Raw genomic sequence first — 24595 nt, 5'->3', positions numbered from 1 at the left:
AAGGGTCCGCCGAAGCATGGTTTAATCTGTTTCTATCGGCAGCACCTTGCCGGGGTTCATGATGCCGTTGGGATCGAGCGCTGCCTTGATGCGGCGCATGACGCCGATTTCGGCTTCGCTGCGGGAATGGTCGAGGAACTCGCGCTTCAGGGTGCCGATGCCGTGTTCGGCGGAGATCGCGCCTTTGAACTGGCGGACAAGGGCGTAGGCGATGGCGTCGATCTCGTGCAGCTCGTGCTCGCCAGCCTTTTCGGTCCAGACGGCCACATGCAGGTTGCTATCGCCGACATGGCCGAAGAAAGAGACATGGGCGGCCGGGAAGCGGGCAAGCAGGGCTTTCTCGCAATCGCCGGCGAAATCGTCGAGCTGGCCGACCGGCAGGCTGACGTCGAGATTGATCAGGCCGGGTAGCAGCTGATCCATCATATGGCCCTCGCGCACCGACCAGAATGCGCGGGCCTCCTTTTCCGATTGGGCGATCAGCGCGTCGGTGACCAGGCCATCTTCGAAGGCCTGGCCGAGAAATGCTTCGAAACGCTCCTTGTCTTCGTCGGTGCCGTCAACATCCTGCTCGATGATGACGATGAACGGGTAGGCTTTGTCGAAGAAAGTGAGGTTCAGCGCCTCGGCGTTGAAGCGGAAATAGCTTTGCCACATCGCCTCGAAGGCCGACAGGCCGGGCAATCCGCGCTGGGCGGATTTCAGCAGCGTGACGACATGGGCATAACTTTCAATGGCGCACAGCGCCGTCAGCCGGGCGGCGGGCAGGGGCCGCAGGCGCAGGACGGCGCGGGTGACGATGCCGAGCGTGCCTTCCGAACCGATGAACAGCTGGCGCAGGTCATAGCCGGTATTGTTCTTGGTCATCCGGTTGAGCGACGACAGCACGGTGCCGTCGGCGAGCACGGCTTCGAGGCCGAGCACGTTGTCGCGGGTGACGCCATGGCGGATGACGCGGATGCCGCCGGCATTGGTCGCGATATTGCCGCCGATCTGACAGGAGCCGCGGGCGCCGAGATCGATCGGCAAAAGGAAGCCGGCGGTTTCCGCCACCAGTTGCGCCACTTCCAAAGGTGTGCCGGCCAAAACGGTCATGGTGCCGGCGGCCGTATCGATGTCTTCGACGCCCGACATGCGCTCCAGCGAAATCGCGATGTCGCCGCCCCGCGCATTGGCGCCGCCGGCAAGGCCGGTGAGGCCGCCCTGCGGCACGATGGGCTGGCGGTGGCGATCGCAGATGGCAAGCGCGGCTGAGACCTGCTGCGTGCTTGCGGGACGCAGCACGGCCAGCGGCAGGGATTTGCCGGTACCGCTGGCGTCGCTGCGGTACCGGCCGCCGATGGCTTCGCCGGTGAGCACCACGTCTGCACCAAGGGTTTCGATCAGGTCGTCGATGACGGTCATGGCTGGTGTCTCCCACAGGTTGGGACTGGAGCATGGAGGAAGGACGGCAACCCGGCAATCGTCCGGCAGCCGAGCTGGGCCATCGCGCTGGACAGTTCGGCCTTGAGGACGGTCATCAGGTGATCGCCGCCGGCAGCGCCCATCGCGGCGCTGGCAAAGACGAAGGGACGGCCGATCAGGACGAAATCGGCGCCGAGTGCCAGCAGGCGGGCGACATCGAGACCCGAGCGGATACCGCCATCGGCGGCGACCAGCACATCGGGGCCGAGGGCACGGCGGATGCCGGGCAGGACGGAGACAGCAGTCGGAGCGGCATCGAGCTGGCGGCCGCCGTGATTGGAGACGACCAGGCCATCGGCACCCATTGCCAGATAGGCCTGCGCTTCCGAAACATCGAGCACGCCCTTGATCAAAAGCCGGCCTTTCCAGGCATCGCGGATACGGCGGACGCGGTCTGCGCCAAGATGGCCGGTCATGACGCGGCCGACGAATTCCGCCGACTGCTTTAGCGACGAACCCTTGGGATAATAGGGCGACAGGTTTTCGAAATCGGGAATGCCGTGGCGGAGCACGTGGCTTGCCCAGTGCGGATGGGTGGCGATCTGGAACAGCGTCTTCAGATCGAGGATCGGCGGCACCGACATGCCGTTGCGGATATCGCGCTCGCGGCGGGTGGGGGCGGGGATATCGACGGTCAGCACCAGCGTCTGGTAGCCGGATCGTGCGGCGCGCGCGATCATATCGGCTTCCATGGCCGGATCGTTGGGCGGATAGAACTGGAACCAGCCATTGTCGCCGGTCACCGGGCCGATGGTTTCCATGGCACGGTTGGCGAAGGTCGAGAGCACATGCGGGATATTATGGGCCTTGGCAGCACTGGCCAGCGGCATTTCGCTGCCGGGCCAGAGCAGGCCGGCAAGACCGAGCGGGGCGACGCCGAACGGCGCGTCGAAGCGTTTGCCGAACAGGGTGACGCCTATATCCGGCGAAGGCGCCTCCGACAGGTAGCGCGGCATCAGCTCGACCGTGTCGAAGCTTTCCACATTGCGCCGGACACCGCTTTCCCGGCCGAGGCCGCCGATCAAATAATCATGCACGAACCCCGGCATGCGCCGCGCAGCCGCCGTCTCCATATCGGCAACGCAGGGAAAACGTCTGTTGAGGTCTGTCATGCTTGATCCGGATGCTCTTCGATTCGGCCTGTACCTTAGCGCTTTCGGCGTGGAAACAGAAAGGCTCGAAGCCTGGCACTTGTATGCAAGGGGCCGTTGGCCGTGCGCGGCACAAGTGTCCGGGCCCGACGCGCCGTGATTTGCCTGAATCCCGAAAGTCGAGGCTGGATTTTAACTTGACTGTTATATTCATAAAATCTAACGAGGCACCGGTTCCCGCGTTTCGATTTCGTGAGTTTGTCAGTGATACCGCCAGCCTTTTTATCCGCAATCGCCGAAGGAGGAGACCGGATCGCTCTTCGGTTTCCGGGCTCTGCGGCCGTAACCTATTGCGAGCTCGATGACCGGATGACGCGCTTTGCCGCCCGCATCGGCAATGAGCGCAAGAAGCTGATCGCGGTTGAAGCGCATACTTCCGATATGGCGATCGTCGCATATCTGTCGGCGCTGCGCGCCGGGCACGCGGTTGCGATGCTGCCACCGGGCGCCCGGGAGGTTCTGGCCGACTTCGAGGCCCGGTTCTCCCCTGATCTGGTCTTTCGAAGAGATGGCGAACGCTGGCGCCTGACCCAGACGGGCGGCGGTTCAGCGCATTGCAGTCTTCACGATGATCTTGCCCTTGTGCTCATGACATCCGGCAGTTCGGGCAAACCGAGGGCGGTGCGGCTGTCAGCGGCAAACCTGACGGCCAATGCGAACTCGATTGCGGAATATCTGACGCTCCAACCCGGTGATTGCGCCTGCTGCATCTTGCCGCTGCACTATTCCTACGGGCTTTCGGTTCTCAATTCGCATATGAAAGCCGGCGCGACCGTCTGTCTTCCCGGTGTGTCGGTTCGCGATCCTGCCTTCCTCTCAGTGCTTGAGGAGGCGGGTTGTACAAACTTCGCAGGCGTACCCTATTCCTACGAACTTCTGGAGAAAGCGGGTTTCCGCAAAAGGCGCTTCGCAAATCTCCGGCTCATGACGGTCGCCGGTGGCCGCATGTGTCCCGATCTTGTTCGAAAATACAATCGCCATATGGGTGCAAACGGCGGCGAGTTCTTCGCCATGTATGGCCAGACCGAGGCAACGGCGCGGATCGCCTACATGCCGCCGGACCGCCTGGAGGGCAATGAAGATCGTATCGGCGTTGCCATCCCCGACGGTGCGTTGTTGCTGCTTGACGGCGGCGGTAGGCCCATCGCGACAAGCGGCGCGGAAGGCCAGCTGGTTTATACTGGCCCCAACGTCATGATGGGTTATGGCGAGACACGCCAAGACCTCGGCCGCGGACATGAGCTTTCGAGCTTGAAAACCGGCGATCTGGCCATGCGGGATGAAAACGGCCTCTACCGCATAACCGGGCGGATCAGCCGCTTCTCGAAAATTGCCGGCATCAGGACCGGTCACGATTTTCTGGAAGCCGCGCTTGCCGCAAAGGGCGTTAAAGCCGCTGTGGTCGGCGATGACCGGGTCATTCAGGTGTTTTTCCGCGGCGATTTCGACAGCGATCATGTCTGCCGCCTGCTGGTCGAGGCAAGCGGCCTGACGGCCACCCATTTCAGGGTGTGCAGGATGCGGGAGCTGCCGCGCCTTTCGTCGGGCAAAGTGGACTACGCGGCGCTTAGCCAAAACGTCGAGGCAGACACTCCCGGCGAAACTATCCGCTCGGTCGAGGAGGCGTTCGCGCAGGTGTTTTATCCGAGGCGCGTCACGGGGCGGGACAGCTTCATCACACTCGGCGGCGACTCCCTGCGTTTCGTCCAGCTCTCCCTGGAACTCGATCGGCTGATGGCGGCAGTCCCCGAGGGATGGGAAAACATGCCCGTCAGTACTCTGTCGGCGGGTGTAGGGAAAACGCCGGCGCGGAAACCCATGATGCGATCGGTCGGAATCGACATTTTGCTTCGGGCCTTGGCAATCCTTCTGGTCGTCGTCCATCACGAAACGTTATGGCCGATACCGGGCGGCTCAAGCGTGATGATGTTGCTTGTCGGGTACAGCCTGGCGCGGTTTCAGTCACAGGCCCTGTTTGCCGGTCGCTGGGACGCGCTGGTTCACCCGCTGCTGCAGGTTCTGGTGCCATATTTCGCTGTTGTCGCAGCCTACTCGCTTGCATGGGGGGAAATTCCCTGGGCGTCCGTGACGCTCACCGGCAATTTCGGATATGCCGATCCGGTACGACACACCATGATCCCTTACCTTTATTGGTTCGTGGAGGCCTATGTTCAGACGATCGCCGTCGTCGCCGCCCCCTTTTTCCTGCCGCGCTTTCGGCGCTGGGCGCGGACATATCCCTTTGAGGCGGGGCTGGCTTTCCTAACCTTCGGGGTCCTGGCGCGATATGCGGTTCCTCCGCTGATCGACATCGGAAACCGGCAGATATTCACGCTGCCGTGGGTATTTCATGGCGCCATGTTCGGCTGGTGCGCTGCTTTTGCCGACACGGCCTTAAAGCGGGCAATCCTCCTGTCGATTGCGGCGATCGTAATCGGCTACCTCGGGGTTGTCGAAAGCGTATGGATCGGGACCGCGATCAAGTATACGACGCTGTTCACCGCGCTGGCGGCCTTGCTGTTTGCGCCAAGGATAGCGCTTCCAAAAGGGTTGGCGGCGCTTGTCCTGACGATTTCGGCGGCGAGCTTCCCGATTTACCTCTTTCATCGTTTGGTGCCCGAGGTGCTGATGCTGCCCATCGTCGGGCACCTGCCGCCGGCGTTCGGTCAAGCCATGTCCATTGCCGGAGGCATCGCAATCGGGTTGTTGATGCGGTCGGTGCAGCAGGGCAGTTTGCGATTTCTTTCGGTAAGGTCGAAGAATTTCACATCGTTACAAGAGGATCGCTCCTCGTATGGCGGAAAATTGAAATTCCAGCGCTGATCCGCCGGGCGAACGTTAGTCCTGCAGGCCCTGCAGGCTGAGAAAAGCGTCTGGTGGAGACGCGGCCTAGTCTAAGATCTTTGCGGATAATGAACTGGAACAAGCATGCCCTCCCCCCAGGGAGGACATGCGGGCAGGGGACTTCGGCCGTTACGCCGCCTCGCGCACCAGCGCCTGCGCCATGCAGTGGATGCCGCCGCCGGTCTTGGAGATTTCGCTCATGTCGATGGCGGCGACTTCGAAGCCGCGGGCGCGGAGTTTTTCGATCAGGGTTTTTGACGACGTGGGCGCAATCACCCGATCCTTGCCGAGCGACATGAAATTGCAGCCGAGCGCCATCGTGTCCTGGAAGGGCACGTCGATGATCTCGTGGCCYTTKSCCTTCAGCCAATCGACGATGCCSGGCTCGGTGCAGGCGAGGCACACGGCCGTCAGTTTCGGGGCGATCGGTACGACCATCAGGTCGATATGGACGTAATATTCGTCGATGAAGGCAAGGCGGGTTTCCCAGCCTTCCTTTTTGAACCAGTCCTCGACCTGCCGGGCGCCTTCCTCCTGCGTGCGGGCGCCGCCGCAGCCGATCAGCACGCAACCATCCTCGATGACGTTGAAATCGCCACCCTCGAAGGTGCCGGCCGTGACCATGTCGTAAATGGGGATGCCGAGCTTTTCATAGGTGCGGATCGCGGCATAATTCTCGCCGCGCCGCCACCAGTTGGCCATCGCGGTGATGATGGCGCCATAGGGCGTCATGACGCTGGAATCGCGGGAATAGACCTGCATCGGCAGTTCCGGCGTCGGCTCGTGCCAGTGGATCTTGACGCCGAAATGCTCGTAGGCTGAGACCAGTTCCTTGTGCTGCGATTGCGCCACCTGGATATTGCAGGGTGCCTCGCGCAGGTGCTTGCGCGATAGCGAGCTGGTGGAGAGGTGCCTTAGGTGCGCCGGCGAGCCGAGCAGCACGTCGGTCAGCGGATCGGTCTCGTTCTTGAAGCCCCAGCGGGTAAGCGGCGCGGTGCCGCCCTTGGGGTTGCGGCGCTGAAGCGAAAAGGGCTCGTTGAACTGCATGATCATGCCTCCGAGGTTGAGGGTTTGGGGATCCACCAGTCACGGCCACGGGCGGTGGTCACATATTCGGGCCAGCGGAAATGGACGGGCGGTGTGTAGTCGCAAAGGGGCGGCAACCATTTGGAGCCGCCAATACCGCCGCCGGTACGCTCGTTGAATTCGGTTTTGGCGGCGGTGCGAATAGTCTCGTCTTCCAACAGCCGGAGGGCGGATATGGCGATGGTCCTGGCCGCGCAGAGCACGGTCGGGTCGATGGTGGCCGGGATGCCACCGAGCGCATTGGCGACCCAGACCGGATAGGTATAGCCGGCGGGGGCTTTCAGCGCCGGGCGGGCGATGTAGAAACGGGCCGTCGGGGCGTGCCAGCTCATATCGGTGTAATCGTCGGACGTGGAATTCAACTGAGAGGGTGCGAGATCGCGGCGCAGGATGGCTTCGGCGTCTTGCGGGGAAATCAGCGTTTCCATTTCCTCGATGAACGGCTCATCCATCGCCGCCACGCCGAGATTGGTCTGGATTTCGCGGGCGACAGTCTTTGCGTCCTCATCCCAGCGCGGCGGGCCGACGGTTTGCAGCGCATCCCAGACGAGGTTGGCCATCGCGTGATTGGCAAGGCCGGGGCGGGATTTCGAGACCCAGTGGCGCTCGGTGCGACAGCCGGTCATCGCCGCTGCGGCAGCAGCGTTGCGGTCAAGGACCGAGGTCACCTGCTCGGCCATGGCGATGGTCGGCACGCGGATCATGTACTGGATTTCGGCAAGGCCGGCCGGAAGGTTGTCGGCGGTCGCCTGTCCGGCGGTCAGGATCGCCTCGCTGATCGACCAGCCGCCCTGGTGGGTGAGCATGGAGTCCCGCAACGCTTTCGAGGCCATGTACATGGTCATCAGCGCATCGTTGGCGCCCGGCGCGCGCACGGCCGAGTGCGATTGCGGGATCGGCGCGCCGTCGCTGCGGCCCCAGGCCTCCGGCTGGTCGCAGATGAAGCGGTAGATCATCGAATAGGCCGCGCCGCAGTGGGTGTCCCAGCGCACGGTGTTGCACATCGGCAGCATGTAGAACGGATGGAACGAGAACATGCCGGCGAGACCATCGTAATAGCCCTTGGCGGCATGGATCGGCTTGGAACCGCGCACTTTTTCAGCCGGTTCGCCGGTGAAGCGCAACGTGCCCTTGATGCCGTGCTGCTCCATCGCCGCCTTGGTGGCGAGCAGGCCACCGAGCGAGCCGACGCCAAGCGCCGAATGCGGATCGGTATGGCCGCCGGCCTCATAGCTGAAGCCGTCGCGCGGTTCTCGACGCGTCGTTGGAGCCTGGCAGTTTCCGGGCACGGCGTCGTATTCGGCGTACATGCCGATAACCGGGCCGGGGCCGTTGCTCCATTCGGCGCAAAACGCCGTCGGCATGCCGGCGGAGCCTTCCTCGACGGAAAAMCCCTGTTTGCGCAAGAGATCGACATACCAGGCGGCGGATTCGTATTCGCGCCACGCGGTCTCGCCGAAGGAGAATATCCGCGCCGTCCAGTCAGAGAGGTCGGCCCGGATGGTGTCGACGAAGCTCAGTGCGGAGGTCTGGGCGGCGGATATCGGCACGATGGTTTCGTTTCGCTGGAGAATTCGGCTGAGTTGCTGCGGTCAGTTAAGCGCCGTTCGAGTTTTTGAAAAAGTGAAATGTTTTCCCGCCTTCGACAAATTAAGTTCGCCAATGCTCAAAATCCGGACTAGCTTTTCGGCCAGATCAGGAGAGCGCCCATGCAGAGAATTCCATCGACACAGGCTTTGCGCGCGCTGGAAAGCTTCGCCCGGCACGGCACGGTGTGGAAAGCGGCCGACGAACTCAACCTGACGCGCAGCGCCATCAGCCATCAGTTGCGACTTTTAGAGCGGGAGCTCGGGTTCCAGATCTTCAATCGCGTCGGAACACGGATCGAACTGACGGAGCAGGGGCTGGGTTATGCCGCAGATATCCGTCAGGCGCTCAATGCCATTGCCGGGTCCGCTTCGCGCCACGCGAGCCGCGGCGTCAGCGGCTCGATCACGGTCAGCTGCCCGCCGGGTTTCGCGTCGAGCTGGCTGTGCAACTATATCTCGCACTTCCGCGAGGCCTATCCGGATGTGCGGATTTCCATTGTCACACCGCGGCGTCTCGACGATATCAGCAATCCCGACGTCGATGTCTTCATCGCGTTCGGCACGGGAAACTGGCCGTCGATGCAGGTGGAACTCATCATCGAAGTGGAGTTTGCCCCGCTCTGCAGTCCGGCCTTGCTCAACAAGATCGGCGGTCTCAACGGACCGAACGACATCAAGAAGATGTGCCTGCTGCACCTGACCGATTACGAGGACTGGGAGGCCTGGCTGGCGCTGGCGGGGGTCGATCAGAGTTATGCCTCGACCGGGATTGTTTTCTCCGACATGAACCTGGTTTTTGCTGCGACCCTCTCCGGACAAGGCGTTGCAGTCGGTGATCCCTTCACCTCCCGGCACGCGATGAACAGCGGACAATTGGTGCAGCCGTTCGATATCAGTATCAATTCCAGCCGCTCCTATTATCTGGTGACGTCGGAGGCCAAGGCCGACAATCAGGCCGTTGTGGCATTCAGTTCGTGGTTGCGCTCGGAGATGCTTAAAAATGACACAGACGTCTGAGCATTCGCCCATTCTGTGGGCGATGCTTGGCAAATTTTATTTGTCCAAGCGGGGAAAAGATTTCGTTTGTTCTGTTGCTAAAACGCTCCTACGATTTCCGGGTTGAAAAGGAGCGTCGATGCAGAGCGGACACGAGGCGGCCGAAATCACAGCTCGCGGAATTGGCAAGGCCTATGGTGATTTCCATGCCTTGCGCGTCATTTCGCTGACGATCGGCTCGGGCGAATTCCTGACACTTCTGGGGCCATCGGGATCCGGAAAAAGCACCTTCCTGATGATCCTTGCGGGGTTCGAGACGCCGACCACCGGCAGTCTGATGAAAAATGGTGCCGACATCACCGCCGTCCCGGCCGAGAAGCGCGCCTTCGGAATGGTCTTTCAGGGTTATGCGCTGTTTCCGCACATGTCGGTCGAGCAGAATATCGCCTTTCCGCTGCAGGTTCAGGGGCGCCCGGACAGCGATATCAAGCGCAGCGTCGATACGATCATCGATCGCGTGGGCTTGCGTGGACATGAGAAAAAACGGCCGGCCGGTCTCTCGGGAGGGCAGCAGCAACGCGTTGCACTGGCGCGCGCACTGGTCTTCGAGCCCTCCGTGCTGCTGTTGGACGAGCCGTTTTCGGCGCTCGACAAGAACCTGCGATCCTCGATGCAGGAGGAGGTTCGCAGACTGCATCAGGAGACGGGCACGACCTTCGTTTTCGTGACGCATGACCAGTCCGAGGCGTTGGCGCTTTCGACCCGCATCGGCATCTTCAATCAGGGACAATTGCAGCAGATCGGAACGCCGAAGGATGTTTACGAGCGGCCGGCCAACCGGTTCGTCGCGGAATTCCTGGGCGATGTGAATTTTCTGTCGCTTTCCGGCGTCAAGGCAACGGCAGATGGTGCCGAAGGGATTTTCGAGGGGCATCCGATGCGCATCTCAGCGCCGGGCCAGACCGTCAGCGAGCATTTCGCCATCCGGCCCGAGCATATGGTGATGTTCGAGCAGGCGCCGGCCGAGGGCAACATGCTGAAGGCGGAAATCGGCGAAGTCACCTATCTCGGCGCGGAAACGCGCTTTGGCCTGAAGACGCCGGGCGGTATCGGGCTGGTCCTGCAGATGCCGACGCGCGAGGTGAAGAGCGCCTTTCAGCCGGGGCGGCAGGTCTGGGCCGGATGGCCGGCCAACCAGGGTTTCTTTCTGTAAGTGCCTGAACGTGCATGACACGAGCGACGCCGATAAAGGCGCGCCGCAAAAACCAGAGGAGAACGGCATGAGCGAAATAGTGGCAACAGGCGGCATGTCCCGCCGCAGATTCACCCAGCTGGCGGCACTGTTGCTGTCGGCAAGCCCGATCGCGCTTGGCGCGACGCGCGGCTGGGCTGCGGAAGGCGAGCTCGTCTTCGTCAACTGGGGCGGCGATGCGGGCCCGGCCTATGACAAGGCCTACGGCGCACCCTTCAAGGAAGAGACCGGCATCACCGTCAAACAGGACGGCTCCGGGCCGACGGAAGGCGCGGTCGCAGCGCAGTTCGAAGGCGGCAAGCCCGCTTGGGACATCGTCGATATCGATCCCTTCTCGGCGCAGGCGCTTGGCAAGAAGGGCATGATGGAGCCCATCGACTACGCGGTCGTCGACAAGAAGAAAATGCGCGAGGGCTTTGGCTGGGAATTTGCCGCCTCGACCTATTTCTTTTCCTATATCATCGCCTATGACGCCTCGAAATTCGGCGACAAGGTGCCGACCGGCATGGCCGACTTCTTCGACGTCGAGAAATTCCCCGGCAAGCGCTCGCTCTACAAATGGGGCGCGGGCATGTGGGAGGCAGCCCTTCTGGCCGACGGTGTCGAGCCGGCAAAGCTCTATCCCCTCGACCTCGATCGCGCCCACAAGAAAATCGCGGCCTTCAAGGACAATGTCGTCTCCTACTGGGGCGGCGGCGCCGAAAGCCAGTCGGTGCTTCTGAACGGCGAGGCCTCGATGGCGCTGATCTGGTCGACCCGCGCCGGGCTGATCGAGAAGGATTCCGGCGGTTCGATCAAGTTCGTCTGGGACCAGGGCCTGATTTCGCCAGGCGCCATGGGCGTGATCAAGGGCAATCCGGGCGGCAAGGACAATGCAATGAAGTTCATTGCCTCGGCGCAGGACCCGAAGAAGCAGGTGATCATGTTCGAAATGCTCGGCCAGGGCCCCGCCAACCCGGCCGCTGATGCGCTGCTGTCGCCGGAACAGGCGCGTCTCAGCCCGGTCGATCCGGCCAATATGTCAAAGCAGATTCCGCTGGATATGGCTTGGTACGAGACCAATTACGGTCCGGCGCTCGACGAGTATACGAAGATCATTTCGGCGTAAGCCGGCGCGCTCGACGGAGGTGGCATGGACCCTCGGGTCAAGCCCGAGGGTGACCCGTGATTGATGCCGGCTCGCAGGCCGTGTGACAATCGCGGCCRACCCCTTCCTCCGTCATCCTCGGGCTTGACCCGAGGATCCAAACCACGGGCGCCCCGGACCGGACGAAGGCCCGGGTGTCCAGCTGAAACAGAAAGGAGAGCCGCCGTGAAATCCGATATGCTGAAACCGGCGCTTCTGCTCGGACCTCTCGTGCTGTTTCTCGGCCTTGCCTATCTTGTTCCCTTTCTCGGCGTCATGCAGTGGAGCGTTACGCTGCCGGAGCCCGGGCTCGGACAGTATGGCAGGGCGATGAGCGATCCGCTGATCCAGTCGGTGTTCTTCCGCACCTTCCGCATCTGCCTGATCGTTACCGTCTTAGCGGTCGCGGCGGCTTACGCGATTGCCTATGTCTGGGTGCGCGGCACGCCGATGCAAAGGCTGATGACGGAACTCTGCATTCTCATTCCCTTCTGGATATCGGTGCTGACCCGCGCCTTTGGCTGGGTGGCGCTTCTGTCCAATCGCGGGCTGATCAATACCTGGCTGCAATCGGCAGGCATCATTTCCGAGCCGCTGACGATGGTGCGCAACGAATTCGGCGTCGTGCTCGGCATGATGCATTTCCTCATTCCGTTTGCCGTTTTCCCGATCGCATCCGCCATGCGCAGCCTCGACGAGCGGGTGTTCCTGGCGGCGCGGGGCATGGGCGCCTCGCGGCTTCGGATCTTCTGGTCGATCTTCGTGCCGATGACGATACCGGGGATTCTGGGGGCCGGGCTGATGGTCTTCGTCTTCGCGCTCGGCTTCTTCGTCACGCCGGCCATTTTGGGCGGCGGCCGCAGCGTCATGATCGCGGAACTCATCTATCTGCGCATCTTCCAGAGCCCGGACTGGGGGCTGGGCGCTGCCGTCAGCGTCATCCTCATGGTCTTTGTCGCGTTGCTTCTGGTGCTGATGCTGCGCTTCGTGCGGCCAAACAAGATGCTGGGTTGAGCCGATGTCGATGAAACCCACGCCGATTGCCGTCATCCTCGCCTTTGCGGTGGCGCTGTTCCTGCTTTTGCCGCTGATCGCAGTCGTGCCGGTATCGTTCACCCCGGCACGGTTCCTGTCGATGCCGGCGGGTGTCTGGTCGCTGCGGCACTATCAGGCGCTTATCGACAATCCGGCCTGGCTGCAGAGCATCTGGCTCAGCCTGCGCATCGGGATATTAAGTTCGGTGATCGCGACACTTCTGGCGCTGGCCTTCAGCCTCGGCATCTGGATGTTCCGGCCGTGGTTTGGCAGTATCTTGTTCGGTTTCGTGCTTTTGCCGATGGTGGCGCCACCGGTCGTGTCGGCAATCACGCTGTATTTCTTCCTGACGACGCTTTCGAAGGTCAACGATATCGTTGCCTATGACACATGGATTGGTGTCGCCATTGCCCACGCCGTGATGATTGCGCCTTTCGCAGTGGTGATGGTCACCGTTGCCCTGGCGCAGGTGGACCGGCGGATCGATCTGGCGGCGCGCGGTTTCGGCGCGACCGTTGGCCAAAGGATCTTCAAGGTCATTTTGCCGAACATCAAGTTCGGCGTGCTCACCGCCTTCTTCCTGTCCTTCGTGCTTTCCTGGGAAGAAATCGGCGTGACCTTGTTCATCACCAGCGTCGATGCCGTGACCTTGCCGCGGATGATGTGGATGGGGCTGCGCGACAATATCGATCCGGCAATCGCGGCGATATCGGTGATCCTGATCGGCATCGTCATTGCGGTCATCCTCGTAAAGACCGCCGTCACCTTCAAACTATCGCGAAAAACCTGACAATCTTCCGGCGCGGGGCTTGCTGGCGCACGGATTATACAGGTGTATAACAACAAGAAACGAAAACGAGAGGACACCCCCGTGATCAGCACCGGTATGTATCTGACGAAATTGCTCACATCCTATGGCGTCGATACCGTCTTCGGTATTCCCGGCGTCCATACGGTCGAGCTCTATCGCGGTCTGGCTGGCAGCGATATCCGCCATGTGACGCCGCGCCACGAGCAGGGGGCAGGTTTCATGGCCGACGGCTACGCGCGCGCCACCGGCAAGCCGGGTGTCTGCTTCATCATCTCCGGACCCGGCATGACCAATATCGTCACGGCGATGGGCCAGGCCTATGGCGACAGCATTCCGATGCTGGTGATCTCGACCGTCAACGCGCATGGCCGCATGGGATCGGGCGAAGGCTGGCTGCACGAACTGCCCAACCAGCAGGCGCTGGTAAGCGGCGTGTCGGCCTTCAGCTGCACCGTCAATCGGCCGGAGGACTTGGCGCCGGCCTTGGCGCGCGCCTTTGCCATCTTCGACAGCGCCCGGCCGCGACCGGTGCATATCGAGCTGCCGATCAACGTCATGCTGGCATCGGCGGATCATCTGGCGGTTCCCGAAAAACCAGTTCGCCTGACGCGGCCGGTTGGAGATCCTGACGCATTGAAGGCGGCGGCGGCGCTGCTCGATACGGCCAAGATGCCGGTGATCCTTGCCGGCGGCGGCGCGATCGGTGCGGCCCTGGAAATCCGGGCGCTGGCAGAAAGGCTCGATGCGCCTGTCGTGATGACCACCAACGGGCGGGGCATCCTGCCGCCGGGACACACGCTGGCCGTCAATCTTTCCGCCAGTATCAAGGCGACGCGGTCGCTGATCGAGGCTGCCGACGTCGTGCTGRGGATCGGCACGGAACTCGGGCCGACCGACTACGACTTTTACGAGGACGGGTTCTWTTCCATTCCCGGCTCCTTCATTCGTATCGATATCGATCCGGCTCAACTGGTGCGGACGCGCCTGCCGGAGATCGGCATCGTCGGCGATGCGGCGCGTTGCGCGGCCAGCCTGCTAAACTCGGTATCAACGGCTTCACGGGACGGTGCGGCGCGGGCGGCGGAAGTGGAAACGCTCGTGCACCGGGACGTATCATCCGCCATGCTGGACGATCTCATCATCCTCGAAACGATCCGCGATACGCTGCCGGACGTGCTGATTGCCGGGGATTCGACACAACTCGTCTATGCCGGCAACACGGCCTATGAGGCGGCATCGCCCGGATCCTATTTCAACTCGGCGACCGGATACGGCACGCTCGGCTACGGGCTGCCGGCCGGTATTGGCGCGAAGGTCGGGCGGCCGGAACGTCCGGTGGTGGTGCTTGCCGGCGACGGCGGCGTGCAGTTTTCGCTGGCCGAGCTCGCCTCGGCGATGGAGGCGAAGGCGCCGGTGATCCTGATGCTGCACGACAATGGCGGCTATGGCGAGATCAAGTCCTACATGGTGTCGAAAAACATTCCGCCGCTCGGCGTCGACCTGCACACACCGGATTTTATCGCCATCGGCCGGGCCTATGGCTGGCATGCCGAACGGTTGGAAAGCTATGACAGGTTGAAGCCGGCACTGGAGGCGGCGCAGGCACGCAACGTGGCGACAATGCTGGTTTTCGGCGACGATGTTCGCGCACAGGCGGCAGGCGGGAAACGGTGATCAGTCCGCCGGCTGCGACCGGACGAACGACATGACGGCATAACCGCCGGTCATCAGCAGGACAATTGCAAGGACATAAATATCCGCGGTCATGGCAAGCCCCACGGCACGCGACAGGAAACCGGCGCAGATGGCGGGAATGCTGAAGGCGAGATAGCTCTGGATGTAATAGGCTGAGAGCAGTCCGGCGCGTTCCTCCGGCTTGGCAAGCGGCATGATCGTGCTGACGGCACCGAGAAAGCAGGAGCCAAAGCCGACGCCCGTTATGATCGTGCCGGAAAACAGGAGTGCAACCAGACCGGAATGCGTGCCGACTGTGACGATCAGCAGGCCGGTCACCATGGAAAAGACGCCAAGCGTCAGGTTGCTGGTGGCCGGCTTCTGCCGTCGCAGGAAGACAGCGAGCGCACCGCTCACGGTCAGCGCCGCTACCGTTAGGCCGCCGATCATCGGTGAATGGCTGCCTGTTGCAGCGCCGACGACCGAGGGCATTAGCGAGAGGTAGAAGCCGCCGAGCGACCAGCCCGCGATGTTGATCGGCGTGATTGTTATCAGCGAGGGGCGGACTTGCGGCGGAACGCCGGCATGCGGCCGCAGCGATGCGAGCGCTCCGGCTTTTGTCTCGGCGGTTTCGGGAACGCTCCAGATGAAAGCGGACTGCAAGAGCAGGGCGGCGAAAAGGATGAGATAGACGAGACGCATCGGATCGGGCGCGAACTGAACCAATGTACCGGCGCCCAAGGCACCGGCCGCCATGCCGAGGAGTGGCGAAATGCTGTTGACGATCGGACCTGTCGTCTTGTTGACGTCGACAAGTGCGGCGCCGACGGCGCCGCTGGCGGCACCTGTGGCAATGCCCTGGACGACGCGGGCGGCGATGAGCCAAGAGGGGCTGTCGGCCAGCATGAACAGCAGCATGGCTGCAGCCTGCAGAAGGATAGCGACGAAAATGACAGGGCGGCGGCCGATATGATCGGACAGCGAGCCGACGATCAGAAGCGTCGTCAGCAGGCTGAACGCATAGACGCTGAAGATGAAAGTCAGGAGGATGGGCGAGAAGTTCCAGCTCTCCTGATAGAGATGATAGAGTGGCGTCGGTGCTGCGGATGCAGCGAGGAACGTGATCAGGGTCGTCGCGTGAAAGCTCAGAGCCCAGCGCCGCTTGGCGGGTGAAGGGCCGCCGGAAAAATGTTCACTTTTGCTCGACATCGCGCTATGGTCCTAAAGGCTAAAATGTTGCGTTAGCTCTTGTAGTGCGAAATTCAACTAAAAGCAAATTATTTGCTTTAGTGGTTTGCGATGGACGGAAAGCGGATACGGGTTCGATGAACATACGGGAAAATATCAGGCCGGGTGGGCGTAGCGCCAGGGTACAGGCGTCAGTGCACAAGGCGGTGCGCGACCTCCTGTCGAAGATGGACCGCAACGACGTGACCATTCCGCTGATCGCGACCGAGGCCGGCGTTACACCCTCGACCATCTACCGGCGCTGGGGCGACCTGCAAGAACTGCTGGCCGACGTGGCGGTCGAGCGCCTGCGTCCGGATGCGCCGCCGAAGGATACCGGGTCGGCGCGCACGGACCTCGAGCAATGGGCCGAGCAATATGCCGACGAGATGGCCTCTGGGCCGGGCCGGGCGATGATCCGCGACGTTCTCTCCAGCGTTGGTGCGGACACACGCAACGCCGGAAAATGCTGCGGCTACACTCGCGAACAATTGCAGGCGATGGCTGACCGCGCGCGCGACCGCGGCGAGGTGTTTCCTGATGTGGAAGCCGTGATCGACGAGGTTGTTGCGCCGATCATGTACAGAATCCTTTTCGACCAGGCGCCGCCGACTTCCGCGAAGGTCCTGTCACTCGTCGAGCGCATGCTGCCGGCGCGGCGCGCGACTTGAATGCGCTGACGATCGCGCGCATCGTCAAGTCGTCCAGCCGCTGATGTCCGATTTTTGGCGGGTGGAGCACTCGGTTCTTGAAGTCGATCGCGTAAAGTAATACCTTCATGGAAACATTCCTTACCGAGGTGTGAGATGAGCGCGACAGTGACGACGAAAGGCCAGGTGACCATTCCAAAGCCGGTGCGGGACTTTCTCGGCATCGTCCCCGGGACACGGGTGGATTTTCAGCGTGCAGCGGACGGCACTGTGGTTTTGACGCGGGCAGACGAAAAACGGCCTGTCAGCCGCTTCAGCAAGCTGCGCGGCCATGCCGGAAAAGGATTGAGCACCGATGCCATCATGGCGCTGACGCGCGGTGACGAGTGACGCTGGTCGATACCAATGTTCTGCTCGACGTGGTGACGGACGACCCGGCTTTTGCGGACTGGTCGATCGAACAACTGGAAGCCGCGGCGTTGCGCGGGCCGCTCCTGATCAATGATGTCGTCTATGCCGAACTTGCGGTGCGCTACGAGCGGATCGAGCGGCTGGACGCTTTTCTCGCAGATGCCGGGATCGAAATTGCCATGATGCCGCGGCCGGCGCTTTTTCTGGCTGGCAAGGTGTTCCAGAAGTATCGCAAGGCGGGCGGCTCGCGCACCGGCGTTTTGCCGGACTTCTTCATCGGTGCGCATGCTGCCGTCGCCCGGCTGGACCTGTTGACGAGGGATACGGCGCGATACCGCACGTATTATCCGACGGTGACGTTGATCATGCCGGACCGGCAGCCTGGCTGACTGTTGGGGTTAAAACTTTCCTCCCTCATCCCCGGGCTTGTCCTGGGGGGCCAGCCACGGTGCGGCTGCGCCGTGAAAAGGGTCGTTTGCGTTCAAGGACTTGAACGCACTGGATCCCCGCCACAAGGGCGAGGATGGCTGCCAAAAACGGCGGCCATCCGCCCCAGACCTCTGAATCCTTAAATCTGGGGCTGCCAACAAACAGAAGGGCCAGCCGGTTTTCCCCCGCTGCTCGTCAGATCATGCCGGATTCCGGTGGAATGGGCTTTTCCTTTGGCTTGTAGCCGACCGATCTCAGGGCGACGTAGAAGACCGGGGTCAGGAAGAGGCCGAGGAACGTCACGCCGAGCATGCCCGAGAAGACGGCGGTGCCGAGCGATTGGCGCATTTCAGCGCCGGGGCCCGTGGCGATCATCAGCGGCACGACGCCGAGAATGAAGGCGAAGGCGGTCATCAGGATCGGCCGCAGGCGAAGACGGCTGGCCTCGATGGCGGCATTGACCGGGTTCATTCCATCGTCCTGCGCCTGGCGGGCGAATTCGACGATCAGGATGGCGTTCTTCGCCGCAAGGCCGATGAGGACGATCAGACCGATCTGGGTCAGGATGTTATTGTCCTGACCCCTCAGATGCACGCCGACCAGAGCCGCAAGCACGGCCATCGGCACGACGAGGATGATCGCCAGCGGCAGGATCCAGCTTTCATATTGGGCCGATAGCGCCAGGAAGACGAAAATCACCGAAAGAGCGAAGATGAAGATCGCCGTATTGCCGGTGTTGCGCTCCTGGAAAGCAAGGTCCGTCCACTCGAACGAGGTGCCAGGCGGCAGGATCTTCGCTGCGAGGTCTTCCATCTTGTCGAGTGCGGTGCCGGTCGAAACACCGGGCGCCGGGTTGCCCTGGAGCGGCACCGAGACGTACATGTTGTAGCGCTGGACGAGCGAGGGGCCGGTGGTGTCGCGGATATCGACGAGGGTGCCGAGCGGAACCAGTGCGCCGGTGGCGGAACGGACCTTCAGGTCGAGAATGTCCTCCCGCTCCAGCCGGTATTGCTGGTCGGCCTGCGCCCGCACCTGATAGACCCGGCCGAACGCGTTGAAATCGTTGACATAGGATGTGCCCAGGTTGATCGACAGCGTCTCGAAGATGCTGGGGATCGGCACGCTCAGCGCCCGCGCCTTGTCGCGGTCGATCGCCAGGAAGTATTGCGGGCTGGAGGCCGAGAAGGTGGTGAACACGCCGGTCAGGCCTTCCGTCTGGTTGGCGGCACCCATCATCTGATAGGCGAGGCCCAGAGCCCGGCGCATGTCGGAGCTTTCGCGATCGACGATCTGCATCTTGAAGCCACCGGAATTGCCGATGCCGCGGATCGACGGCGGCGGCACGGCGATGATGAAGGCTTCCTGGATGCTCTGCATCGTGCCGTAAAGCTGGCCGATGATCTGATTGGCGCTCTGGCCGTGTTTCAGACGCTCCTCAAAGGACTCGAACGGTGTGAAGATGACGCCGGAATTCGAAGCATTGGTGAAGGTCGCACCGTTGAAACCGGCGAAGGCGACGGCATCCTTGACGCCGGGCACCTTGCGGATGATTTCGGTTGCCTTCTGGATGACCGCATCGGTACGGGAAAGCGAGGCGCCGTCGGGCAGTTGCACGACGACGATCGCATAGCCCTGGTCCATCGTCGGCACGAAGCCGCGCGGCACAATCTGCGCCATGTACCAGGTGCCCGCCAGCAATCCGAAAAAGACAATCAGGCTGGCGCCAAGTGCTGCCCTCGTCGAGACGAGGTGATGGACGGCCCAGGAATATCCATGGGTCATCCGGTCGAAACCGGCGTTGAAGCCGTTGGCAAGGCCCTTTGCGGCACGCGTGAACGGGTTACGGCTTTCTTGGTGTTCCCGGTGCGGGCGCAGGATCAAAGCTGCCAGCGCCGGCGAAAGGGTCAGCGAGTTCAACGCGGAAATCGCCGTCGCCACCGAGATTGTCACCGCGAACTGCAGGTAGAACTGCCCCGATATGCCGGGAATAAAGGCGGTCGGCACAAATACGGCGATCAGCACCAGCGAGATGGCGATGACGGCAGTGCCGACCTCATCCATCGTCATATGCGCCGCCTGTTTGGGCGTCATTCCCTTGGCCAGGTTTCGCTCGACATTCTCCACCACGACGATCGCATCATCCACCACGATGCCGATTGCCAGCACCAGCCCGAACAGCGTCAGCATGTTGAGCGAGAAGCCGAAGGCGAACAGCAACGCGAAGGTGCCGATCAGCGACACAGGAATGGCGATGATCGGGATCAGGGCGGTGCGCCAGGATTGCAGGAAGACAAGCACGACGATGGCAACCAGAATGGCCGCCTCGAGGATGGTCTTGTAGACCTCGTTGATCGATTCGGAGATGAATTCGGTCGGATTGTAAACGATGGTGTATTCGAGGCCGGGCGGGAAATCCTTCTTCAGGGTTTCCATGGTCGCCTTGATCTGTTCCGCAGCCTCGAGCGCATTGGTGCCCGGCCGCGAGAAGATGCCCATGGCGACCGCGGCCTTGCCGTTCAGATAGCTGTTGGTCACGTAGTCCTTGGCACCGAGTTCGATGCGCGCGACATCCTGCAATTGCACCAGGCGGCCGCTTGCCGTCGCCTTGACGATGACATAGCGGAACTGCCGGGCATCGCTGAAGCGGCCTTCAGTGGTCACGGTATACTGGAAGGCGTTGGTGCCCGCGTTCGGCGGTCCGCCGATCGAGCCGCCGGAGACCTGGACGTTCTGGTCGCGCAGCGATTGCACCACATCGCCCGACGTCATGCCGTAGGAGGCGAGCTTTTCCGGGTCGAGCCAGATGCGCAGCGCATATTCGCGCTCGCCGAACAGGATGACGTCACCGACGCCCTCAAGCCGCACCAGCCGATCGCGGGCGCGGCTGCGGGCATAGTTGGAGACATAAAGCTGGTCGTAGCGGTCGTTCGGCGAGAGCAGATGCACGACCATCATCAGATCGGGCGAGCTTTTCGCGGTCGTGATGCCGATGCGGCGGACTTCTTCCGGCAGGCGCGGTTCGGCGATCGAGACGCGGTTCTGGACGAGCACCTGCGCCTTGTCGAGATTGGTGCCGAGCTTGAAGGTAACAGTCAGCGCCATCGAACCGTCGGCGGTCGAGTAGGAGGACATATAGAGCATGTCCTCGACGCCGTTGATTTCCTGTTCGAGCGGGGTCGAAACCGTGTCGGCGATCGTCTCGGCATCGGCGCCGGGATAGGCGGTACGGATGACGATCGTCGGCGGGGCGATTTCGGGATACTGCGCAACCGGCAGCTGGAAATAGGCGATGCCGCCGACGATCAAAAGCACGATCGACAGGACCGACGCGAAGATCGGCCTGTCCACGAAGAAATGGGCAAATTTCATTGGCCGTTCTCCGTCGTCGCAGCGGCTTCAGGCGGCAGGACAACAAGCTGTGGATCGACGATCACGCCGGGCCTCAGTCGCGTCAGGCCATTGACGACAAGCGTTTCATCACCCGTCAGGCCCTCGCGAATGACGCGGTAGCCGTAGAGTTTCGGTCCAAGGCGCACCGGTTTGGTCGAGAAGCTGCCGTCCTTCGCAACAACATAGACAACCCGCTGGTCCTGATCGGAGCCGATGGCCTCGTCGGGGACAAGAATGCCCTTGTAGACATTGGAAGCGCTGACCTCGACACGGCCGAACAGGCCGGGCTGCAGGACGAAATTCGGATTGTCGAAGCGGGCGCGCACGCGCATCGTGCCGGTTTCCTGATCCACACGGTTTTCGGCGAAATCAAGTTTGCCCTTGAACGGTTTCTCGGTGCTGTCGGCGATGGTCACGAAGACCTCGAGCGACCCGCCGCCTTCCTGCAGGTTACTGCCGTGCTCGCGGGCGACGCGAGCGTAGTTCAGCAGGCGCCGCTCATCGACGTCGAAATAGAAGTCGATCGGATCGAGCGAAACGATCGTCGTCAACGCCGTCTGATCGGCCTGCACAAGGTTGCCGGCCGAGATCAGGCGCCGGTCGATCCGGCCACTCAGCGGGGCAAAGATGGTGGTGTATTCCATATCGAGCTTGGCGCGGGCGAGGCTCGCTTCGCTGCCGCGGACATTGGCTTGCGCCGAAAGCAGTTCGCGGCGGCGATCGTCCAGGGTGGATATCGCAACCGTTCCCTTTTGCACCAGAGATTCCGTTCGCGTGAATTCCGCCTGCGCAAAAGTCAGGGTGGATTTCGCGACTTCCAACGAGGAGGTGGCAACGTCGAGTGCGGTCTTGAAGGGGCGCTGGTCGATGACGAAGAGCGGATCGCCCTTGTTGACCATCGCGCCATCCTTGAAATTGACCTGGTCGAGATAGCCGCCGACACGCGCGCGCAACGTCACTTCGTCGACGGCCTCGAAGCGGCCGATGAATTCGTCCTTGTCGACGACATCCCGGACGACGGGCTTGGCCACGGTGACTGCGGCCTTTGGTTGTTCCTGTGCCAATGACACGTTTGCGCTCAGGACTGTCGAGAAAAGCAAGATTGCCGGAACAAACCGGTGTCGTATCCAGTGTCGTACCATGTGTAAGCCCCTAAAGTGCACGAAACACGCCATCCCGCGCGCCAGCGGGTTTAATTGACGGAGTTTGAATGTGGTCGGACCTTGCCGGACTTCAAGTGAGGACGGGCAGTCGAGACAGGGGTTTGACCAAGCTGCGGCAGTACGAAATCTGTAAATATTTCAAGTCTGTGTACGCTCTGCCCGGCGCCGGCCCAGCCTTTGCGGCCGTGACCATATCAAGCATGCGCTGCATTTTGTCAGGGGCAGATTACATTATTCGGATATGGTGTCACCACGGAAAAGGCGCGATCCGGCACGCGCAGGGCATTTAAGTTTTTGCTTCAGTTGGCAGGCGCGAAATCAGCTCGTGAGGCAAGGCGTCGCGGCTGGAGAGAGACACCGTGATTTAAAGTCCTCGCATTGAGGTCGGGGCGAGAGCCGCTTTGGCTTCGGAGGTCATGGTCTTCTCCTCGGTATCCATGGTGGGGGTGAAAGCCGGTTCATCGATCATTCGCAGAACCGGCCATGCGACAGTCAGGTGTTGCAGATGGGCTTCAGGAGGTCCGCCAGGCCAATATTGCGGAACATTTCGGCCCGGACACGGTCGGCGACGCCGTTGACGATCTCGGCGCCATCCTGCGACGGGTCGATATGGACGCGGAACGGCCGGGTGCCGAAGGGCCTGTTGACGATATCGACGATGGCTGCGGCAACGGAGGCCGGATCGGCGTCGGCCGGCTCCAGGGCGGCGAGGCCCTGCAGCGCCTTTTCCGGAACGCCCTTGTAGGGACCGTCATTGTATTCGGCGGCACGGACCTGGTCAGCCGGAGAACCGGAATGAGCGAAATGGTTGGTGCCTTTGGTGAAGGCACCGGGAACGACGATCGAGGTTTCGATGCCCCAAAGGGTGAGTTCGGCGGCATAGGAGACGGCAAGCGAGTCCATCGCGGCCTTGGCGGCGAAATAGGGTGACAGATAGGGCGGCGTGCCGCCGCGGGTCGAGGAAGAGGAGATCCAGACGACCAGGCCCTTGCCCTGTTTGCGCAGGTAGGGGAGCGCGGCGCGGTTTACCCGCTGCGTGGACAGCACGTTGATGTCATAGAGTTCGGCAAACTGTTCAGGCGTGAAGGCTTCGGCCGGGCCGAACGACATGTGGCCGGCATTGTGCATGATGACATCGAGACGGCCGGTATCGGTGATGATCCTGGCGATACCGGTTTCGACGGAGGTGTCGGAGGCGACATCAAGTTCGACGGCACGCAGATCGACTTTGTGCTCGGCGGCGAAGGCTGCAGCATCGGCTACCGCTTTGACGTTGCGTGTTTCGGTGGCGCGCATGCCTGCATAGACGGTGTGCCCGGCGATTGCGAGCGCCCGAGCGGTCATGGCGCCGAAGCCGCTAGAAGCCCCGGTGACGACGATTACTTGCTTGATCATTGTCCTGTTCCTTCTGAAAGATCAGTGCGGTTAAGGCTGCTAAGATGCGTTGAAGTTGGGTTGCCGGGCCATGCGGCGGAAATTGCGCGCCGCCGCTCCGGTTCGTGATGCTCAGATCATGCCGCCATTGGCGCGAAGGACCTGGCCGTTGATCCAGGAACCGTCGGGGCCGGTAAGGAAGGCGACGGCTGAGGCGATATCTTCCGGCGTGCCGAGGCGTTCCAGCGGGTTCATCTTCGACATGCGGGCGATCAGCTCGTCGCTCTTGCCGTTGAGGAAGAGGTCGGTGGCCGTCGGGCCGGGCGCCACCGCATTGACGGTGATCGAGCGGCCGCGCAGTTCCTTCGACAGGATGGCGGTCAGTGTTTCGACGGCGGCCTTGGTGGCGGCATAGACACCGTAATTTTCGAGCTTCAGGCCGACGACGCTGGTCGAGAAATTGACGATCCGGCCGCCGTTGCGTAGGCGCCTTGCCGCTTCCCGCAGCGTGTTGAACGTACCCTTCAGGTTGATGGCGATCTGGCGGTCGAACAGGGCGTCGGTGCTTTCGGCGAGGGAAGAGAGCGTCATGATGCCGGCATTGTTGACGAGCACATCGACCCCGCCGAAGGCGGCCTCCGCCGCGTCGAACATCTGACCCACGGCTAGCGCGTCGCTGACATCGGCTTTTGCGGTCAGTGCGCGGCCGCCTTGGTCTTCGATTTTGCGGGCCAGCGCCCCGGCCGGAGCGGCGTCGCCGGAATAGTTGATGACGACGGTGAAGCCATCCTTGGCGAGACGTTCGGCGACGGCGGCACCAATGCCGCGCGACGCGCCGGTGACGATTGCTACCCTATTGTTGTCATTGGACATTGTCGTTCTCCTTGGTGATCTGCGCCACGGCGCGTTTCGGTGAGGAGAAG

General features: G+C 62.0%; 19 protein-coding genes. 10 read left to right on the top strand and 9 right to left on the bottom strand.

What is annotated here, in order from left to right:
* Positions 1-21 precede the first annotated feature (21 nt).
* Together AC1D17_RS17780 and AC1D17_RS17775 are read right to left on the bottom strand one after the other, a co-directional pair.
* Positions 22-1404 carry an FAD-binding oxidoreductase gene (locus AC1D17_RS17780; RefSeq protein ID WP_477566675.1) on the bottom strand — a complete coding sequence of 461 codons (1383 nt, stop codon included), beginning with the start codon at positions 1402-1404 and terminating at the stop codon, positions 22-24.
* The gene (locus AC1D17_RS17775; RefSeq protein ID WP_477566674.1) at positions 1401-2576 is read right to left on the bottom strand and encodes an alpha-hydroxy acid oxidase; all 1176 of its coding nucleotides are present in this window, start codon (positions 2574-2576) and stop codon (positions 1401-1403) included. The genes AC1D17_RS17780 and AC1D17_RS17775 overlap by 4 nt, the downstream gene beginning before the upstream one ends.
* Before the next feature lie 348 nt (positions 2577-2924).
* Here AC1D17_RS17775 and AC1D17_RS17770 point away from each other — a divergent pair, with 348 nt between their 5' ends.
* Complete coding sequence (locus tag AC1D17_RS17770) at positions 2925-5438, top strand: AMP-binding protein (protein ID WP_477566673.1); 2514 nt, start codon at positions 2925-2927, stop codon at positions 5436-5438.
* A 150-nt stretch (positions 5439-5588) separates the two neighbouring features.
* Here the strand turns inward: AC1D17_RS17770 and AC1D17_RS17765 are convergent, their stop codons facing one another.
* Together AC1D17_RS17765 and AC1D17_RS17760 are read right to left on the bottom strand one after the other, a co-directional pair.
* Positions 5589-6506: a dimethylarginine dimethylaminohydrolase family protein gene (locus tag AC1D17_RS17765; RefSeq protein WP_477566672.1), complete on the bottom strand. Its 918-nt coding sequence runs from the start codon at positions 6504-6506 to the stop codon at positions 5589-5591.
* 2 nt (positions 6507-6508) lie between these two features.
* Complete coding sequence (locus AC1D17_RS17760; RefSeq protein ID WP_477566671.1) at positions 6509-8095, bottom strand: zinc-binding metallopeptidase family protein; 1587 nt, start codon at positions 8093-8095, stop codon at positions 6509-6511.
* A gap of 159 nt (positions 8096-8254) precedes the next feature.
* Here AC1D17_RS17760 and AC1D17_RS17755 point away from each other — a divergent pair, with 159 nt between their 5' ends.
* The 6 genes from AC1D17_RS17755 (at position 8255) to AC1D17_RS17730 (ending at position 15028) form a co-directional block, all read left to right on the top strand.
* Entirely contained in the window at positions 8255-9151 is an 897-nt protein-coding gene (locus tag AC1D17_RS17755) for a LysR substrate-binding domain-containing protein (protein WP_477566670.1), read from the top strand.
* A gap of 118 nt (positions 9152-9269) precedes the next feature.
* On the top strand, positions 9270-10343 hold the full coding sequence (locus AC1D17_RS17750; protein WP_477566669.1) for an ABC transporter ATP-binding protein: 1074 nt from the start codon (positions 9270-9272) through the stop codon (positions 10341-10343).
* 67 nt (positions 10344-10410) lie between these two features.
* Entirely contained in the window at positions 10411-11490 is a 1080-nt protein-coding gene (locus tag AC1D17_RS17745) for an ABC transporter substrate-binding protein (protein WP_477566668.1), read from the top strand.
* A gap of 216 nt (positions 11491-11706) precedes the next feature.
* Positions 11707-12522: an ABC transporter permease gene (locus tag AC1D17_RS17740; protein ID WP_477566705.1), complete on the top strand. Its 816-nt coding sequence runs from the start codon at positions 11707-11709 to the stop codon at positions 12520-12522.
* 4 nt (positions 12523-12526) lie between these two features.
* Positions 12527-13333, top strand: coding sequence for an ABC transporter permease (locus tag AC1D17_RS17735; RefSeq protein WP_477566667.1), 807 nt, complete (start codon positions 12527-12529; stop codon positions 13331-13333).
* 81 nt (positions 13334-13414) lie between these two features.
* Entirely contained in the window at positions 13415-15028 is a 1614-nt protein-coding gene (locus tag AC1D17_RS17730) for a 5-guanidino-2-oxopentanoate decarboxylase (RefSeq protein WP_477566666.1), read from the top strand.
* Here AC1D17_RS17730 and AC1D17_RS17725 read toward each other — a convergent pair whose 3' ends face one another.
* On the bottom strand, positions 15029-16237 hold the full coding sequence (locus AC1D17_RS17725; protein ID WP_477566665.1) for an MFS transporter: 1209 nt from the start codon (positions 16235-16237) through the stop codon (positions 15029-15031). It lies immediately after the preceding gene.
* Between the two features lie 116 nt (positions 16238-16353).
* On the opposite strand from AC1D17_RS17725, the gene AC1D17_RS17720 reads away from it, so the two are divergent.
* The 3 genes from AC1D17_RS17720 to AC1D17_RS17710 all read left to right on the top strand — a co-directional run bounded on the left by AC1D17_RS17720 (position 16354) and on the right by AC1D17_RS17710 (position 17705).
* Positions 16354-16926, top strand: a complete 573-nt coding sequence (locus AC1D17_RS17720) for a TetR/AcrR family transcriptional regulator (RefSeq protein WP_477566664.1) — start codon at positions 16354-16356, stop codon at positions 16924-16926.
* 135 nt (positions 16927-17061) lie between these two features.
* Entirely contained in the window at positions 17062-17295 is a 234-nt protein-coding gene (locus tag AC1D17_RS17715) for an AbrB/MazE/SpoVT family DNA-binding domain-containing protein (RefSeq protein ID WP_477566663.1), read from the top strand.
* Entirely contained in the window at positions 17292-17705 is a 414-nt protein-coding gene (locus AC1D17_RS17710; protein ID WP_477566662.1) for a type II toxin-antitoxin system VapC family toxin, read from the top strand. The genes AC1D17_RS17715 and AC1D17_RS17710 overlap by 4 nt, the downstream gene beginning before the upstream one ends.
* Before the next feature lie 235 nt (positions 17706-17940).
* On the opposite strand, the gene AC1D17_RS17705 is transcribed toward AC1D17_RS17710, so the two are convergent.
* The 4 genes from AC1D17_RS17705 to AC1D17_RS17690 all read right to left on the bottom strand — a co-directional run bounded on the left by AC1D17_RS17705 (position 17941) and on the right by AC1D17_RS17690 (position 24545).
* A complete protein-coding gene (locus AC1D17_RS17705) occupies positions 17941-21114 on the bottom strand; it encodes an efflux RND transporter permease subunit (RefSeq protein WP_477566661.1) in 3174 nt (1057 codons plus the stop codon).
* Positions 21111-22277, bottom strand: coding sequence for an efflux RND transporter periplasmic adaptor subunit (locus tag AC1D17_RS17700; protein ID WP_477566660.1), 1167 nt, complete (start codon positions 22275-22277; stop codon positions 21111-21113). Before AC1D17_RS17700 ends, AC1D17_RS17705 begins: the two co-directional genes overlap by 4 nt.
* Positions 22278-22790: 513 nt before the next feature.
* Entirely contained in the window at positions 22791-23693 is a 903-nt protein-coding gene (locus tag AC1D17_RS17695; RefSeq protein WP_477566659.1) for an SDR family oxidoreductase, read from the bottom strand.
* A 111-nt stretch (positions 23694-23804) separates the two neighbouring features.
* A complete protein-coding gene (locus AC1D17_RS17690; RefSeq protein WP_477566658.1) occupies positions 23805-24545 on the bottom strand; it encodes an SDR family oxidoreductase in 741 nt (246 codons plus the stop codon).
* Positions 24546-24595: the final 50 nt, after the last annotated feature.

Source organism: Pararhizobium sp. P1_E7 (genome assembly GCF_056405855.1).
Note: the sequence above shows the minus strand (reverse complement) of the source record. Positions and strands in the feature narration are given on the sequence as shown.

What these genes read in the sequence shown, in the direction of transcription:
- AC1D17_RS17745 (WP_477566668.1), top strand. Translation starts at nt 10,411, where the DNA reads ATGAGCGAAATAGTGGCAACAGGCGGCATGTCCCGCCGCAGATTCACC.
- AC1D17_RS17720 (WP_477566664.1), top strand. Translation starts at nt 16,354, where the DNA reads ATGAACATACGGGAAAATATCAGGCCGGGTGGGCGTAGCGCCAGGGTA.
- AC1D17_RS17750 (WP_477566669.1), top strand. Translation starts at nt 9,270, where the DNA reads ATGCAGAGCGGACACGAGGCGGCCGAAATCACAGCTCGCGGAATTGGC.
- AC1D17_RS17715 (WP_477566663.1), top strand. Translation starts at nt 17,062, where the DNA reads ATGAGCGCGACAGTGACGACGAAAGGCCAGGTGACCATTCCAAAGCCG.
- AC1D17_RS17780 (WP_477566675.1), bottom strand. Translation starts at nt 1,404, where the DNA reads ATGACCGTCATCGACGACCTGATCGAAACCCTTGGTGCAGACGTGGTG.
- AC1D17_RS17770 (WP_477566673.1), top strand. Translation starts at nt 2,925, where the DNA reads ATGACGCGCTTTGCCGCCCGCATCGGCAATGAGCGCAAGAAGCTGATC.
- AC1D17_RS17700 (WP_477566660.1), bottom strand. Translation starts at nt 22,277, where the DNA reads ATGGTACGACACTGGATACGACACCGGTTTGTTCCGGCAATCTTGCTT.
- AC1D17_RS17735 (WP_477566667.1), top strand. Translation starts at nt 12,527, where the DNA reads ATGTCGATGAAACCCACGCCGATTGCCGTCATCCTCGCCTTTGCGGTG.
- AC1D17_RS17705 (WP_477566661.1), bottom strand. Translation starts at nt 21,114, where the DNA reads ATGAAATTTGCCCATTTCTTCGTGGACAGGCCGATCTTCGCGTCGGTC.
- AC1D17_RS17775 (WP_477566674.1), bottom strand. Translation starts at nt 2,576, where the DNA reads ATGACAGACCTCAACAGACGTTTTCCCTGCGTTGCCGATATGGAGACG.
- AC1D17_RS17740 (WP_477566705.1), top strand. Translation starts at nt 11,707, where the DNA reads ATGCTGAAACCGGCGCTTCTGCTCGGACCTCTCGTGCTGTTTCTCGGC.
- AC1D17_RS17725 (WP_477566665.1), bottom strand. Translation starts at nt 16,237, where the DNA reads ATGTCGAGCAAAAGTGAACATTTTTCCGGCGGCCCTTCACCCGCCAAG.
- AC1D17_RS17690 (WP_477566658.1), bottom strand. Translation starts at nt 24,545, where the DNA reads ATGTCCAATGACAACAATAGGGTAGCAATCGTCACCGGCGCGTCGCGC.
- AC1D17_RS17755 (WP_477566670.1), top strand. Translation starts at nt 8,255, where the DNA reads ATGCAGAGAATTCCATCGACACAGGCTTTGCGCGCGCTGGAAAGCTTC.
- AC1D17_RS17695 (WP_477566659.1), bottom strand. Translation starts at nt 23,693, where the DNA reads ATGATCAAGCAAGTAATCGTCGTCACCGGGGCTTCTAGCGGCTTCGGC.